Consider the following 16,186-nt stretch of genomic DNA (forward strand, 5'->3'; position numbering starts at 1 on the left):
ATTATTTATTATATTTTAAAACTTAAATATTTTGATAAAGTTATAAATGTGCTGCACCTATTATATCTTTTATATTGTTTATTTTATTTTCTTTAAGATAATTATCTATTCCATTAATAACCTCTATAGGAAGTACAGGGTTTGAGAATATTCCAGCTCCTATAGAAACTAAAGAAGCTCCGGCAAGTATAAACTCTAAAGCATCATTATAATTAGTGATACCGCCCATACCAACAATAGGCACTTTTACAGCTTTATATACTTGATAAACCATTCTTACAGCTATAGGGCGTATGCATGCACCTGATAATCCGCCGAATACATTTCCAAGTAGTGGTTTTCTAGTTTTAGTATCTATTTTCATAGATAAGAATGTATTTACAAGTGATACGCTATCGGCACCGGCATTTTCAACTGCTTTTGCTATGCTTGCTATATCAGTAACATTCGGAGATAATTTCACTATTAAATGCTTTTTGCTAAGAACTTTTTTTACAGCCTTTGTAGTAGATTCAGCACTTTCACAGCTTGCTCCAAATGCCATTCCTCCATTTTTTACATTAGGACATGATATATTAAGCTCTATGAAATCAACTCTTTCTATTTCATTTGCTATTTCAGCTACTTTTACATATTCATCTATAGTGGCACCATTTATATTTAATATTATAGGTGTAGAATATTTTATATTTTTTATTATATTATCTTTGAAATATTCTATTCCCGGATTTTCAAGTCCTATGCAGTTTATCATACCTGAAGGAGTTTCTGCTATACGAGTACCTTTATTGCCGTCTTTTTTATTTAATGTTATCCCTTTTAGGTTAACTGCTCCAAGTTCATTAACATCAAAGTAATTGCTGTATTCTTCACCAAATCCGAAACAGCCTGAAGATGTTATAACATTATTTTTTAATTCTTTTCCTAAAAAATTTATATTTAATCTGCTCATAAATTTATCCATATATTTTATAATTTAAAAGTTTAATAATTCAGCATTGAATACAGGGCCGTCATGACAAACTTTTTTAAGTGTATATCCAGACTTTTCATCTTTTATTTCTATATTGCATCCTAAGCATGCATTAACTCCGCAAGCCATTCTCTCTTCGAGTGAAGCATAGCAAAGTATATTATTTTCTTTAGCAACTTTTATTAAAGCTTTCATCATAACTGTAGGACCGCAAGTGTATATAATATCAAAAGTTTTTTCTTTTAATAATTCTTTAGTTTTATCAACTGTATTGCATTTATCTCCTACAGAACCGTCATCAGTTGTAATGTGTAAATCAATATTATTGGTATTGAATCTATCCATTATTTTTATTGCACTTGAATCAGCACCGCCCATTATCAATGTTATAGAGTTGTTGGAATTGTTTAATTTTTCTATTAAAAGTTTAATAGGGGCTATTCCCATTCCGCCTGCTACTATTAATATTTTTTTATTATTGATATTTGTATCAAATCCATTGCCTAATGGCCCTTGAATACTAATATTGTCATTTTCTTTTAATTTTGATAAATACTTTGTACCTTCTCCTTTTACCTGATAATAAAATTCAAGTATATCATTATCAATATAATGCAGGCTTATAGGGCGTCTTAAAAAAGTATTGCTTTTAAGCATGAAAAATTGTCCTGCTTTTGAATGTTTATAGCTTTCTTTTGATTTTATTCTAAGCAGATACTTATCATTTGATATTTGTATATTATTTATTATAATACCGTCTTCTAAAAACATTTTATGAACCTTTATTTTTATAAATATATTTTATATAAAAAAAGAATACCTCTTCCTTTTATAGAAGATTGTATTCTTTGAAAATTTCTTTTTTAAATATTATGATGCAAAAAATAAATAATATGTTTCATGAAAACTGAATATATCATATATCTATAAAAATTCAAGTATGGCATTTAAATAATTTTGTTTTAGTATTACACATTATATATAAAATTGTTATATTAAAAACCAAACAAGTAAAACAAAGGTGTAGAATGAAAAACTATATTTTAATTTTTTTATTGCTAGTTATAATATCTTGTAATAATAATGCTACTAATCCCAGCAATAACATATCAATAAGTACAGATGCTAAGGAAGTATTTAATTTAGTTAATCAAGAAAGATTAAAAGCAGGACTTACAGAATACAAATTAGATGCAAAATTATGTGAAGCTGCAAACCAAAGAGCCAAAGAAATAGTAGAAAAATATGATCATATAAGACCTGACGGAAGGGAATGGGATACTGTGCTTGATGAATACGGATTTAATTCAGGGGCTTATATTAGAGGTGAGAATATAGTTGCTATGAGGGAAAGTGCTTCTTCGGCTATGAATGCTTGGATGAACTCTCAGGGACATAAAGATAATATTTTAGCTGATTATTATACTACTATTGGTGTTGGAGTGTATGAATATAATGGAAGTAAATATTGGGTTCAGATTTTTTTGAGTGATTCTTTTATTTAAGTAAAATAAAAAATAATTTGATATTAAAACTATAACAATTTTTTAGTTTAAATTTACTGTAATACAATTTTAGTATGATTGAATACTAATGCTTATTTAAAATTGACAAACTTAAAAATTTTTAGTATATACATAAACAATTATATTTTGTCAAAAATTATTTTATTATTTGTGGGGACTAGCCCCCACACCCCCAGTTCTTTTGTTGGCACAAAGAACCAAAAAGCCTGCATTTGACGAAGTCCACCTTTGGTGTGGTCTCAATTTAGGTTATATCCTATATTTAATAAGTATATATTTAATATAAAGTTCTAGTAATTGCGTTTTCGCGAAGCGTGCCTGTGGCAGCTACTTTTTTGTGCGGCAAAAAAGTAGATAATATCTATATAAAATGCATCGGTTGACAAACTTAAAAATTTTAAGTATATACAAAAAATACTATTTTCTAGTAAAGTTAGAAAATAGTATTTTTGTGTTTTTTTATTATTTAATTAAAAATATATTATTAAATTATATTGCCGTCTATTGAAATTATATACTCTTTAATTATTATATTTTTCTTAGCAATTTCAAGAGCCTTCTGCACTATCATCTCAACTCCTCCGCAACAAGGAACTTCCATTCTTACTATAGATATAGACTTAATATTTTTATTTGTAAATATGTTAACTAGTTTTTCTATGTAGCTGTCTATATCAGTATCTAATTTTGGACAGAACATCAAAAGAGTTTTATTTTTTAAAAATCTTGAATGAAAATTCGGATAAGAAAAAGGCACGCAGTCAGCAGCTATAAGTAAATCTGCATTATCTAAATAATTAGCATTAGGATTCATTAATTTTAATTGTATAGGCCAATTTCTCAATTCTGAAGTCATTTGTACATTGTTATTATTATTTTCACCTCTGAGTTGATTTCTCATATCTTTCTGCATGCTTCCCGGACAGCCGCAATGTTTATTTTCTTCCATGTTTGGAACCTCCATATTATGATCTTTTAAATATTTTACAGCTTCATTAAACAGCTTATCTTCTCCATGATCTCTTAAATGTTCAAGATGAGCCTTTATAACATTAATTCCGCCTTTTACAATATTTTCCATTACTTTGCTTTCATTATATTCTTCAGCTTCTCTCTCTTCTATCTCCATAGCATTTTCAGGACAAGCCTTTATACAAGCACCAAGCCCATCACAAAATAAATCGCTTATAAGTCTTGCCTTTCCGTCTATTACCTGTAAAGCTCCTTCCGGACAATCAGGTATGCATATTCCGCAGCCTGTGCATTTATCTTCATCAATTTTTATTATTCTTCTTTTCATTTATAATATCCTTTATTATATTTTATTATCTTTTGTTATTTTCTAGCATCTTATGAAAATAATAATAGAATATTTATATATAAAATTCTATTGCTAAAGCAACATATTAATTAAAATGATAATATACTTTTTAATATATTTTAAATATAATGGTTATTATTATGAAAGATTAGCGTATTGATATTATACCAAATATAGGTATAATATTAATAATATTTTATTTTTAATGGAAATGATATGTTTTTTGGAGATTTTAAATTTATAGTTTTGTATGTATTTATTCCTGTACTTATAATTTTATTTATTATGTCAAGGAGAAAAGTACATAAAGTTTTATCAATATTTACTAAAAACTTGAATTTTCAAAATGATAAAAATTATAAAAGAATATCAAATTTAAGAATATTCTCTATTATATTTATGATACTTGCAGCTGCATGCTTGATATTTGCTTTGATGCAGCCTAAATGGGGAATAATAGAGCAGAAAATAAAAACAGATAATTATATGGTAACTATAGCATTAGATTTATCAAGGTCAATGGATGCCGATGATGTATGGCCTTCAAGACTTGAAAGAGCTAAATTGGAAATAGAAAAATTTGTAAAAAAAACCGATAATTTATCTGTGGCATTAGTGGGTTTTGCAGGAACTAGTTTTATAGCTTCTCCTTTTACTCAGGATATGGAAACATTTACTTATATACTTGATAATTTAACAACTAAATCTGTTACTTTACAAGGTACTAGAATAGCTGATGCTTTAGTTACAGCTAAGAATACTTTTAACGTTGATGCTGTTAGTAAAAAATCTATTATATTAATAACTGACGGTGAAGATCATGGCGGTTATTTTGATGATATATTAAAGCAATTAAATGAAATGAATATCAGTGTATATACTGTAGGTGTTGGAACTGAAGTTGGGGCTAGCATAAGCACCGATTTAGGAGTGAGAGAAAAATCTGTTATTTCAAAAAGAGATGACGGTACATTAAAGCTAATAGCAGATTCTACTCATGGAAAAAGTTATATTGCAGAAAATGTTTCTCTTGAAAGCATATTTGATGATATGAAGCAGAGTATGGATAGTGTTTCAGCTGTGAGAAATAATAGAAGCTATAAAGAAAGATTTCAAATATTTTTGGCCATTTCTGCTGGTTTGATATTTTTAGCAAGCATATTTAATATATTGACTCAAATAAAGGTGAGAGAGACTATTAAAGAGAAGATAATAAAAGAAAAAATAATGAATAGAAAATCTGAAGTGAGGAATTATTAAGAGGTATTATGAAAATGAAAAAAATCAGTTTATTGATTATAATATTTTTATTCAGCTTTATTACAAATATATATGCTTTTTCATTTAATGAGTTTACAGCAAAACTTGATGTTGACAGAGCAAATAGACTTATGAAGAAAGGCGATTATGACGGAGCTGTAACTTTATATGAAAAAGCTTTAAGTAAAGTACCTAATTCACCTGAAATATTTTATAATATGGGTACTACTATGTCATCTATAGGCGATATGAACAGTGCTCTTCAATTATTTGACATGGCTAAAAAAAGCTTTACAGATAATACAAGTAAAGAAATGAAAAGTTCAGTACATTATAATGCTGGACTAACTAGAATTGAAATGAAGGATTATCAGGGTGCTATAAATGAATTAGTTGAATCTCTTGTTAATACTCCAGATGACAGCAATTCAAAAATGGCATTAGAGTATGCACAGAAAAAATTAGAAGAACAAAAACAGAATAACAATGCAGGTCCTAGTATGCAGCAGAATCAAGATCAGAATCAGCAAGGACAAAGCGACAATAATAATAGTGGTTCTGGAAATAATGATCAAAATAATCAAGATAATCAGAATAATGATAATCAGGATAATCAAAATAATCAGAACGATCAAAATCAAGATAATCAAAATAACCAGAACAATCAAAACGATCAGAATAATAATAATCAAGATAATCAAAATAATGATGGAAATAATGATGGAAATAATGATAATCAGAATAACAATGGCGGAGATAATAATCAGGATAATCAAAACAATAATGGCGGAAATAACAATCAAAATGATAATCAAGACAGTAAATCAGATATAGACAGATTATTAGAATCTTTAAGACAGTATAGAAAAGATAAAGATAATGGAGATCAATATTACGGCGGAGGCAGAATTGATAAGGATTGGTAATGCAGCTTTAAAATATATATTGGCAGTGTTTTTTATTGCTTGTTCATCTTTATTTTCTCAAACCAGCATCAATGCTAAAATATCAGATACTAAAGTTGGTGTTGGAGAGGTGTTTACTGTTTCCGTAACTATAGATAATAGTTCAGGAAGGGTTTTAATAGATGATATTCCGGGGCTTACATTAAGAGGCACATCTCAGTCTATTAATATGATGTATTCTTCAGGAACTTTCAAATCTATAAAAACATATAATTTTACTTATGTTGCAAATAGCGAAGGTAAATATAAATTCGATCATATAACTGTTAAAGTTAATAATAGAACATATATATCCAATCCTGTAGAGATAGAAGTTGTAAGTGCTCCTACTAGAAATGATGATTCTTATACCCCAAGCGGAAACAGATTCAATGACTTTATGAATTATGCTGATGATATATATGTGGATAATAGCATTAATAAAAAAGAAGTATATATGTATGAGCCTATATATATAACACAAAAGGCTTATACTCATATTCCTGTTACAGTACTTGGGTTTTCTAAGATACCAGACAGAACAGATTTTATTTCATATTCGGATTCTTCAAAATATAATACTTTTACTGAAATAATAGACGGAAAAAGAGTAAACAGCATACCATTAAAAAGAGAAGTTCTTTATCCGGTAAAAACAGGTACTAAGAATATATTAACTACTCCTTTTGTATTTGAAAAGGACGGAATGTTTTATGACAGAGTACAATACGGAGAGGAAACTTTTTCTATAAAAGTGCTTCCGCTTCCTGACAGAAAAGGTTTTGAAAATTTTTCAGGTGCAGTTGGTAATTTTATTTTTACTACAAAAGTAAATAAAACTAATGTTGCTGTGGGAGAGGAGCTTTTAATTACAATGGAAGTTGCCGGAGAGGGTAATACTTCTATAATAACAATGCCCAATATTAATGACAATATTACAAACTATTTCTCTGTTTATCAGCCTAAAATATATGAAACTAATTGGTTTGATGATAATAAAATGCTTGGAAGAAAGGTTAAAGAATATATTTTAGTAGCTAAAAATGAGGGAGCTTCTTCTATTGATAGTATTGATTTCTGTTATTTCTCTCCTAATGATAAAGCTTATACTAATATACATTCTAATCCTATAAGCTTAACAATATCAGGAAATAAAATTAATAATAATTCATTTATTAATAATGACGGTGAAGAAATAAATACTATATCTATAAGAAATACTAATCTTAGAGAAGATAAGAATTTCAAAGTATTAAGCATTAATATAATTTATATTTACATATTAATATTGATAATTGCTTCTTTGATTATTTATAATGCTAAAAGATTTAGTAATATAAAATTTTCATTTGCTAAAAAAAATAATAAAGACAATAGTATAGATGATATTTTAAATTATTATAATTCTAATAATAGAAAAGAGTACTGTAAATCTGTAGAAAATCTTTTACTTACTGCTATAAAAAATAAATTTAATATACAAGATGATAATGTTTTGTATGATAAATTAAAAGATTATATTGATTATGAAAAAGCTAATGAAATAAAAAATATAATTGATAAATGTAATTTTGAATTGTATTCAGGAAAATCATCAGCAAATGAAGATTATCATACAAAATCTATAGAATTAGTAAAATATATAAAAGAATTAAAAATTAAAAAGTAATTTTATATGATAGGTTATATATTGATATGAAAAAATTAATTATAGTATTACTTTTGTTTCAATCATATTATTTATGCAGTGCAGCTGATTTGGATAAATTAAATAATTTATTTGAATCTGCTAATAAACTTTATAATGACGGCAAATATTTAGAGGCTAATTATTTGTATAAAGATATTGCGGCATCTAATTTTGTTTCAAAAGATTTGTATTATAATTTAGCTTCATCTTATGCAGCTATAGGAAGCAATGGATATGCAGTTCTTTATTATGAAAAGGCTTTGAATATATCTCCTTTTGATAAGGAAACAAAAGTGATGATAAATTCATTAACAGGCAATAATGATTATGATTCACAACTTATAATTATAATGTATGGATTTTTAATGCTGTTTTTGGTATTTTTTACTTTAATGATAATGATGTTTATAAAGAGTAAAAAAATAAATAAATTTTTATTAATGCTTTCAATAGTTCTTTTAATACCTACTGCAATATTAAATAATAATATAAATTCTGATTATGTAATAACAATAGATAATGCCAATCTATACAGCGGAAGCAGTACAAAGTCATCTATAGTTTCACAAATATCTGAAGGCGAGAAATTGAAAGTACTTGAAGAATATACTAATTGGTATTATGTTAAAGGTAATTTCAAAGGCTGGATAAGTAAAAGTTCTGCTGAAAAAATATAATATACCTAAACAAATATACTTTGTCAAAAATAAATTTATATTTTTGTTTTGATATTTGGGGCTTTGCTGCGAAGCACACATACATGCCACACACCACTTCTTTTGCGACCGAAGAAAGTTCCTGTGGTATTGCCGCAGGGGCGAAAGGCTACATTTTGACTTAAATTTGGTAATTTATTTTACAGGTAAAACTATTTTAGTATTAATTTTATACTTGCACTTTCGCCTGCCAAAGGCACGCTTCGCGAGGCGTACTTCGTATGGTTCTTGGCGAAGCCCGCCTGTGGCGTGCGGCGGGAAAAAGAACAACAAAAAATTGACGAGCTTAAAAATTTTCAGTATATATAATAAAATTTAAAATGTTTTCTTATTTGTAATTTTTATTAAATTCAATATGATATAGTTATATTATATAAAGAATAAAAGGAGAGTAGTATGCAAAAAATAGCGGTTGGAATGAGTGCAGGAGTTGATTCTACTACTACAGCAAAACTTTTAAAAGAGCAAGGTAATGATGTATTCGGTGTTACTATGCTTTTATGGAATGGAGATGAAAGAGCACCTTTAAGTGGTTCTTGTTATAGCCCTTATCAGAAAAATATTGTAGGGGAATGCGAAAAATATGCAAAGGCAATAGGTATAGATTATTATGCATTCGATGTAAGCGAGATGTTTAAGAAAAAAGTTATAGATTATGTTACTGAATCTTATAAAAAAGGATTTACTCCAAACCCTTGTATAATGTGTAATAGTCAGATTAAATTTATGGCTTTATTTGAGGCTATAGAGAAACAAGGTTTAGAATTTGATAAATTTGCTACAGGACATTATGCTGGTGTAAAATACGATGAAAAAACTAAAAGATATCTTCTTTTAAGAGGAAAAAATTTAATAAAAGATCAGTCATATTTTTTGTACAGACTCACTCAAGATCAATTATCTAAAATAATGTTTCCAATGCATGAAAATACAAAAGAAGATACAAGAAACATCGCAAGAGAATATAATTTAGATGTTGCAGAAAAGAGTGAGAGTCAAGATTTTTTTGCAGGCGAGTATCATAGATTATTTGACGAAGATAAAGAAGGTAACATAATAAATATAGATACTAATGAAATATTGGGACATCATAAAGGAATATGGCATTATACAGTAGGTCAGAGAAAAGGTTTGGGTATAGCCTATAAAGATCCTTTATTTATAGTATCATTAGACAGCGAAACAAATACTGTTTATGTTGGAAATAAAAATCATACATTTGTTAATGAAGTAAAAATATATGATGTTAATTGGATAGCTGAACCAATGCAAAAAGAATTTGAAGCATTAGTTAAAACTAGAAGTGCCCATAAAGGTACTATGGCTACTGTCATTCCAATAGATGAAAATACTATTAATATAAAATTTCATGAACCTACAGGAATTATAGCTAAAGGACAATCATGTGTATGCTATGATAATGATATAACTTTATGCGGAGGCATTGTTTATTGATTTACATTTATATAATTTGATTGTTTTTTAATATATAAGATTTTTTATAATTTATAAATAGTAAAAATAATTAAGGAAAATATCATATGAATAAATTATATATAATTATTTTTAGCTTTGTATTGCTAGTATCATGTTCTAATGCTGGTAAAATAAATTGGGAAAATGATTTTGATGTATCAGTTGAAAAATCAAAATCTGAAAATAAAATAATAATGATGGATATATATACGGATTGGTGCGGTGCATGCAAAGAAATGGATAAAACTACTTTTAAAAATAAAAGTGTAATTGATAGCAGCACAAATTTTATAGCATTAAAATTCAATCCTGAAAAAATGCCTAATGGTGAAGATATACTAAAAAAATATAATATATTAGGTTTTCCTACTATGCTTTTTATAAATAGTGACGGATTTATTTTAAAAAGAATAGTAGGCTATATTGAAAGCGATGAATTAATAAATGAAATGAATGGCATGAATAAAAGAAATGATAAAGTAAAAGATATTTTTAAAGATGATAATATTTCATTGGATAAGTTAGATATATATCTTGAGTCAGGTTATGACAATGAGGCTTTAGATATGTATAATAAACTAGCAAAAGAAAATAAAATACCTGAAGATAAAATGCCTAGATATATGTCAAGCATTGCTCTCTTGCTTTTAGATAATAATAAGCAGGAAGAAGGAATGAAATATTTTGATGAAATAATAAGTAAATATAGTAATTATAATGAAGTTTATATAGCTCATTATTATAAAGCTTTAGATATGATAGTTAATAATGCTCAGACAAATGAGGGTATAAAATATATAGAGAATCTCACAAATCAAGTTCCAGATGGAATAAAAAATGAGTATTTAGACTTTATAGATTATTTTAGTTCTAATTAAATATATTGTTTTATTATTAAAATACGTTATAATAGTATAATTAAAAAAGGAGAAAACTATGAATAAAAATATATTAATGGTTCTTGTCATAATATTTGCATCTATTATTTCATGCAACAATGCGAGTGCTGAAATAAAATGGGAAAAAGATTTAGCTACAGCCAAGAAGAAAGCTAAAGAGAAAAATGTTCCTATAATGATAGATGTTTATACTGATTGGTGTACTTGGTGTAAAGAATTAGACAAAAATACTTATTCACATAAAGATGTTATAGATGTTGCTAAAAAAATGGTTTCTATTAAATTAAATCCTGAAACTTCAGAAGAAGGTGCAGAGATAGCACAGAGATATGGCGTTCAAGGATTTCCTACAATACTTTTTATAAGTGCTGACGGTTTTATATTGGAAAATGTAGGCGGATATGTTGAAGGTGAAAAATTTGTTCCTTATATGAAAAATGCCATAGAAAAATTGGATAAAGTAAATTCGGTATTAGCAAATAAAGAGCCTACTTTGGAAAAATTAGATTTGTATTTAGAATCAGGCAATGAAGTAGAATCTCAAAAGATATATGATGCTTTAATTCAGAAAAAAGCTATATCTAAAGAAAAAATGCCTAAATATTTACTTGGTTTTGGTTTGATAAAAGCACAGAAAAGAGATTATGATAATGCTAATAAATATTTTGATGATATAATAAAAAATTATCCTAATTCTGAAGAGGTTTATATAGCACATTATTATAAAGCTGTTATGATGGCTTTAGCTGGTGAAAAAGATGAACCTAAGAAATATTTAGAGAAACTTCTTGATGATCCTAAAGTTCCTGAGAATATGAAAGTGCAGTACGAAAATCTATTATCATATATAAATGAAAATAATTAATTTACTGTTAAGTAAATTTTTTATAGAGGGGCATTTATTAGCCTCTCTTTTTTATATGATGTACTTAAAAAAATAATTTGTTATAATATAATAAATTAGTTTATATGGATATAGAAAATATGATTAGTATAATAATACCTGTTTATAACGTTTCAAAATATTTAAGAGCTTGTTTAGATAGTGTAATTAATCAGACATATAAAGATTTAGAAATAATATGTATTAATGACGGATCTACTGATGATTCTCTTGATATATTGAGAGAGTATGCAAATAAAGATAATAGAATAGTTATAATAGATAAAAAAAATGCTGGAGTATCTGCGGCAAGAAATGATGGAATAGATAAAGCTAAAGGTGAATATTTATTTTGTATTGATAGTGATGATTATATAGATAATAATTTTATTGAAGTTTTTTATAATAATGCTAAAAAAAATAATAGCGATTTAGTGGTATTAAGCAGTTTTTGGAAGTTAGATAAAAGAGTAAATAAAGATTATCATTCAGCACTTCCAACTTGTTCAATGTTTATCAAAAACTCTATATTGGATAATTATAAATATTTGAGATATCCTTTGAATGTTCAGCCTGGAGAAGACGGTATATTTTCGCATGAACTTTTAATGTATACTAATAATGTTAGTTTTGAATACAGTGTAAATTATCATTATGTGAAAAGGCCTGGACAGGATTCGCAAAGAGCTGTTAAAGAACCTAAGATATTATTAGAAGCTATACCAAAATGGTTTGAGTTATTAGATGATTTTTATACTAAATATAATTTTTGGGATCGTAAGTCTTTATCATTTGCTAAATATATTGAAGGCGAGGCTTTTCTTGCATTTAGAACAAAAAATTTTATTCCTGATGATGAGAGAAAAATTTTTGATATTATAAAAAATACTTTAAATAAAGTTTTAAAAAATATTGATAAAGAAGATTATAATAAATATTTTTCTAAAGAGTTTATTATTTTTATAGAGTCTAATACAATAAAAGAGTATTATAGTAAAATAAAATACAAATATAATTATATAAGATTTACACTATTCGGAAAAGATGTATCTATACGGTATAGAGAAAACAGATACAAATATTATAAAAATGATAAATAAAATTATTTAAAACATAATTAAAATTTCTTTAACGCACGGTAATAAAAACTTCAATTTTTATTGTTATTATAATTAATATAAACTTATATTTTAATTTCGCTATGCGTGCGGTATTTAGATTTTAAATTTAAAAATCACTTGGGTGGGTGCTATAAGTTCTAATTTAGTAATAAGGAAGTGAAAAATAAAAAATTAAAATTAAGTAAAAAAATATAAAGGGTGGGAATGAAAATAAGTTTTAAAACTTTATTTACATTCCCCGCCCTATAGGCTTTTTATTATTTTTTGTCATTTTTATTTTATTTTTCTTTAAAAAATTTTTACTGTTATTTTTGCTGCCCACCCAAGTTTAAATAAGTATTATGGTATTTATTACCGCACGTTGAATAAATTTAATATGTGAATTAAGTAATAATTTCAATTTTAATCATGAATATAACTTTACTTACCGTGCGTTAAAGAAAGTAATTAAATAAAAATTTAATGATATTAATAATTTTATCTATTTACAATTACACTAATTTTTATATAATTTATATAAACAGTATTTTTTATACGAAAAATTAAACTATAAAGATTGTGAGCTTTTGATAAGTTTATTTTTACAAACAATTTTTATTAGTAATAATAGGAGTTCTATGAGTAAAGTTGCTGTAATAAAATGTGAAAATTATGATTTAGAAGAAGTTAAATCTGCTATTGAAAAAGCTATAGATTTGATTGGCGGAATAGATTTATTTGTTAAAGAAAATGATAAGGTATTGCTTAAGCCTAATTTTCTAGCTGCTGAAACTGCTGAAAGATCTGTAACAACTCATCCAGTAGTATTTGAGGCTGTTGTATCTATACTTCAGGAAAAAACTGAAAATATTTCTTATGGAGATTCTCCGGGAATAGGTAAGGGTAGCAGTGTAGCATTGAAGTCCGGTATAGATGAAATAGCTAATAAATTGAATGTCAAATACGCTGATTTTGAAGAGCCTGTAGGTGTTACTTATGAGGACGGAGTACAGGAGAAAAGTTTTACTATAGCAAAGCCTATACAGGAAGCTGATGTAATAATAAGTTTACCGAAATTAAAATCACATGCCCTTACAACTATGACAGGAGCAGTAAAAAATCAATTCGGATGCATACCCGGTTTTAGAAAAGCTGAATATCACTTGAAGCTTCCAGATTTTGAAGATTTTTCTACTATGCTTCTTGATTTGAATAAACTAGTTAGTCCAAAACTTTATATAATGGACGGAATTCTAGCTATGGAAGGAAACGGACCTAGAAACGGAAACCCTAGAAAAGTTAATGCTTTAATAGTTTCTAATGATGCTGTAGCTTTGGATTATGTTGCTTCCAAAATAATATCATTCGATTATAATAGTATACCAACTTTGAAAATGGGATTTAAACATGGATTTTCAAATAAAGAGGAAATAGAAGTTGTTGGCGATGGTATAGAAAGTGTAAAAGTAACAGATTTTAAAAAACCGCATAAAGGAATAGGTATAGGAAGAAGTTTAATGAAGTTAAGCAAATTCCCTCTAATCAAAAGACTTTTTGCAACTATAATACCTAAACCTGTAATAGAAAAAAATAAATGTGTAAAATGCGGTGTTTGCGTAAAGGTTTGCCCTGTAACACCATTAGCACTTAATTTTGATAAAAAAGGTAAAGATTATCCGCCTGAATATTATTATAAAAATTGTATATCTTGTTATTGCTGTCAGGAATTATGCCCTCATAAAGCTATAGTATTAAAAAGAAAATTTTAATATAAAAAATTAAATTAAAAAATTTAAAAATAAAAAATATCATACTTAATTTAAATGATTAAGTATGATATTTATATATTATTTTTTATTTATTGAACATCAATTCTAACTGTCTTATCTATATAACTAGAAGGTATATTGTCGAGAGCTTTTATTTTTGATATCATATCATCTCTGCAGTCTTTACCTGTCATGTTAATATTCTTTCCTTTCTGAGTAATGTTAACATAATCGCTGCTGCTATATATGAATGAAGATAAAGCTACTCTGTATGATTGAGATTCATTGATAGCTATACCATTTAATTTAGCAGATATTAAGTCACCGATATTATTATATTTAACTTCCATTCCTTTTGACATCTGAAGGAAACTTCCGCCAGAATTTTCTGGAATTATTGTACTTTTTTTGCAGGCTACTCTTAGTAAATCAAGTATATCTTTTCCTGTTAATGTAACTAATATTACTTCATTATCATATGGCGAAACTGTCATTGTATTTGCTAATGTTATATCACCTTTAGTAAATCCAGCTCTTATTCCTCCGCCATTAATAAACACTATATCTGCCTTATCTCCTTCCTGATTAGAATCATATATCAAGTCGCATACGAAATTTCCTAAAGGTGTAGATTTAGATCTGATTTCTATAACATTATAATTTAAATCTTCAGATAAAGTGCCTATTCTAACATTAGATTCCTGTTCTACCTGAGCTTTCATTTCATTAACTAAAGCAAGCATATCAGCATCTTGTTCTATACTGCTATCCATTGCTACTAATTTATAATTAAATCCTGATACATTTCCATTATTAGCATTTAAATTAATATTTCCTAAATACTGTCCATAACATCCAGCCTGTACTATTGGTGTGCCATTAACTATGTCAGCATTTTGAAGCACTGTATGAGTGTGGCCTCCTATTATAACATCAAAAGTATTAGGCATAGTATTAGCAATTTCTATATCAACATTATATCCTGCATGGCTTAAAAGTATTGTAACATCATTAGTTGTATTTAAAGGAATTTCTGTCATAAATTTTTTTAATGATTCTATTTCATCTTCAAATACTAAATTTTGAATATATTGAGGATTGTATCCTGAATTCTTTATTGTTACACCTATTACTGCAATTTTTATGCCGTTTATATTAGTTACCATATAAGGTTCAGCATAATAGCTATTGTCTGATTTGTTTTTTATATTTACTGAAAGAGTAGGGAATTTTCTGTTTTTTATTATTTGATTAAAATTATCAAGTCCGTAATCTACAAAATGGTTTCCAACTGTTGCAGCACCTACTCCAAGTTTATTCATAATTTTAACTTCATCTTGCCCTTTGAAAACTGTGGAATAAATGCTTCCTGTAATGGTATCTCCAGCATGAATAACTAAAACATTATTATTAGTTGCTTTTACCTGTTTAATATAAGCAGCTCTTCTTGCCGCTCCATACATACCGTTTTCTTCTTCATCTTTTCCATGAGTATCATTCATATGAATTATTATAAGGTTTCCGCTATTTTTAGGGTGTAAAATATTATTTTTTTGACATGACGATATTATTATTAATATAAAAATTAAAATAAAATAAATTTTTTTCATACTATTAATTCTCCATATT

14 protein-coding genes are annotated in these 16,186 nt (G+C 26.9%); 10 read left to right on the plus strand and 4 right to left on the minus strand.

The features are described from left to right. Positions 1–40: 40 nt before the first annotated feature. Both BINT_RS04120 and BINT_RS04125 read right to left on the minus strand, forming a co-directional pair. The gene (locus BINT_RS04120; protein WP_041177242.1) at positions 41–952 is read right to left on the minus strand and encodes a dihydroorotate dehydrogenase; all 912 of its coding nucleotides are present in this window, start codon (positions 950–952) and stop codon (positions 41–43) included. A 24-nt stretch (positions 953–976) separates the two neighbouring features. Further along, positions 977–1,744: a dihydroorotate dehydrogenase electron transfer subunit gene (locus tag BINT_RS04125; RefSeq protein WP_014487298.1), complete on the minus strand. Its 768-nt coding sequence runs from the start codon at positions 1,742–1,744 to the stop codon at positions 977–979. A gap of 257 nt (positions 1,745–2,001) precedes the next feature. On the opposite strand from BINT_RS04125, the gene BINT_RS04130 reads away from it, so the two are divergent. Continuing rightward, the gene (locus BINT_RS04130; protein WP_014487299.1) at positions 2,002–2,478 is read left to right on the plus strand and encodes a CAP domain-containing protein; all 477 of its coding nucleotides are present in this window, start codon (positions 2,002–2,004) and stop codon (positions 2,476–2,478) included. 505 nt (positions 2,479–2,983) lie between these two features. Here BINT_RS04130 and BINT_RS04135 read toward each other — a convergent pair. Next, a complete protein-coding gene (locus BINT_RS04135) occupies positions 2,984–3,799 on the minus strand; it encodes an ATP-binding protein (RefSeq protein WP_014487300.1) in 816 nt (271 codons plus the stop codon). A gap of 237 nt (positions 3,800–4,036) precedes the next feature. Here BINT_RS04135 and BINT_RS04140 point away from each other — a divergent pair, with 237 nt between their 5' ends. The 9 genes from BINT_RS04140 to BINT_RS04180 all read left to right on the plus strand — a co-directional run bounded on the left by BINT_RS04140 (position 4,037) and on the right by BINT_RS04180 (position 14,557). Beyond that, positions 4,037–5,080: a vWA domain-containing protein gene (locus BINT_RS04140; protein ID WP_014487301.1), complete on the plus strand. Its 1,044-nt coding sequence runs from the start codon at positions 4,037–4,039 to the stop codon at positions 5,078–5,080. A gap of 8 nt (positions 5,081–5,088) precedes the next feature. Further along, entirely contained in the window at positions 5,089–6,006 is a 918-nt protein-coding gene (locus tag BINT_RS04145) for a tetratricopeptide repeat protein (protein WP_014487302.1), read from the plus strand. Further along, a complete protein-coding gene (locus BINT_RS04150) occupies positions 5,960–7,693 on the plus strand; it encodes a BatD family protein (protein WP_041177243.1) in 1,734 nt (577 codons plus the stop codon). The genes BINT_RS04145 and BINT_RS04150 overlap by 47 nt, the downstream gene beginning before the upstream one ends. Positions 7,694–7,719: 26 nt before the next feature. After that, complete coding sequence (locus tag BINT_RS04155; RefSeq protein WP_014487304.1) at positions 7,720–8,391, plus strand: SH3 domain-containing protein; 672 nt, start codon at positions 7,720–7,722, stop codon at positions 8,389–8,391. A 435-nt stretch (positions 8,392–8,826) separates the two neighbouring features. Continuing rightward, positions 8,827–9,885, plus strand: a complete 1,059-nt coding sequence (gene mnmA / locus BINT_RS04160; RefSeq protein WP_014487305.1) for a tRNA 2-thiouridine(34) synthase MnmA — start codon at positions 8,827–8,829, stop codon at positions 9,883–9,885. 86 nt (positions 9,886–9,971) lie between these two features. Next, positions 9,972–10,784 carry a thioredoxin fold domain-containing protein gene (locus BINT_RS04165; protein WP_014487306.1) on the plus strand — a complete coding sequence of 271 codons (813 nt, stop codon included), beginning with the start codon at positions 9,972–9,974 and terminating at the stop codon, positions 10,782–10,784. 58 nt (positions 10,785–10,842) lie between these two features. After that, complete coding sequence (locus tag BINT_RS04170; RefSeq protein ID WP_014487307.1) at positions 10,843–11,670, plus strand: thioredoxin fold domain-containing protein; 828 nt, start codon at positions 10,843–10,845, stop codon at positions 11,668–11,670. A 119-nt stretch (positions 11,671–11,789) separates the two neighbouring features. Further along, the gene (locus BINT_RS04175; RefSeq protein ID WP_041177244.1) at positions 11,790–12,788 is read left to right on the plus strand and encodes a glycosyltransferase family 2 protein; all 999 of its coding nucleotides are present in this window, start codon (positions 11,790–11,792) and stop codon (positions 12,786–12,788) included. 638 nt (positions 12,789–13,426) lie between these two features. Next, complete coding sequence (locus BINT_RS04180) at positions 13,427–14,557, plus strand: DUF362 domain-containing protein (protein WP_014487309.1); 1,131 nt, start codon at positions 13,427–13,429, stop codon at positions 14,555–14,557. Positions 14,558–14,646: 89 nt separating this feature from the next. On the opposite strand, the gene BINT_RS04185 is transcribed toward BINT_RS04180, so the two are convergent. Continuing rightward, a complete protein-coding gene (locus tag BINT_RS04185) occupies positions 14,647–16,167 on the minus strand; it encodes a bifunctional metallophosphatase/5'-nucleotidase (RefSeq protein ID WP_041177245.1) in 1,521 nt (506 codons plus the stop codon). Between the last annotated feature and the right edge of the window lie 19 nt (positions 16,168–16,186).

It is taken from the genome of Brachyspira intermedia PWS/A, from assembly GCF_000223215.1.
GTDB classification, from domain to species: domain Bacteria; phylum Spirochaetota; class Brachyspiria; order Brachyspirales; family Brachyspiraceae; genus Brachyspira; species Brachyspira intermedia.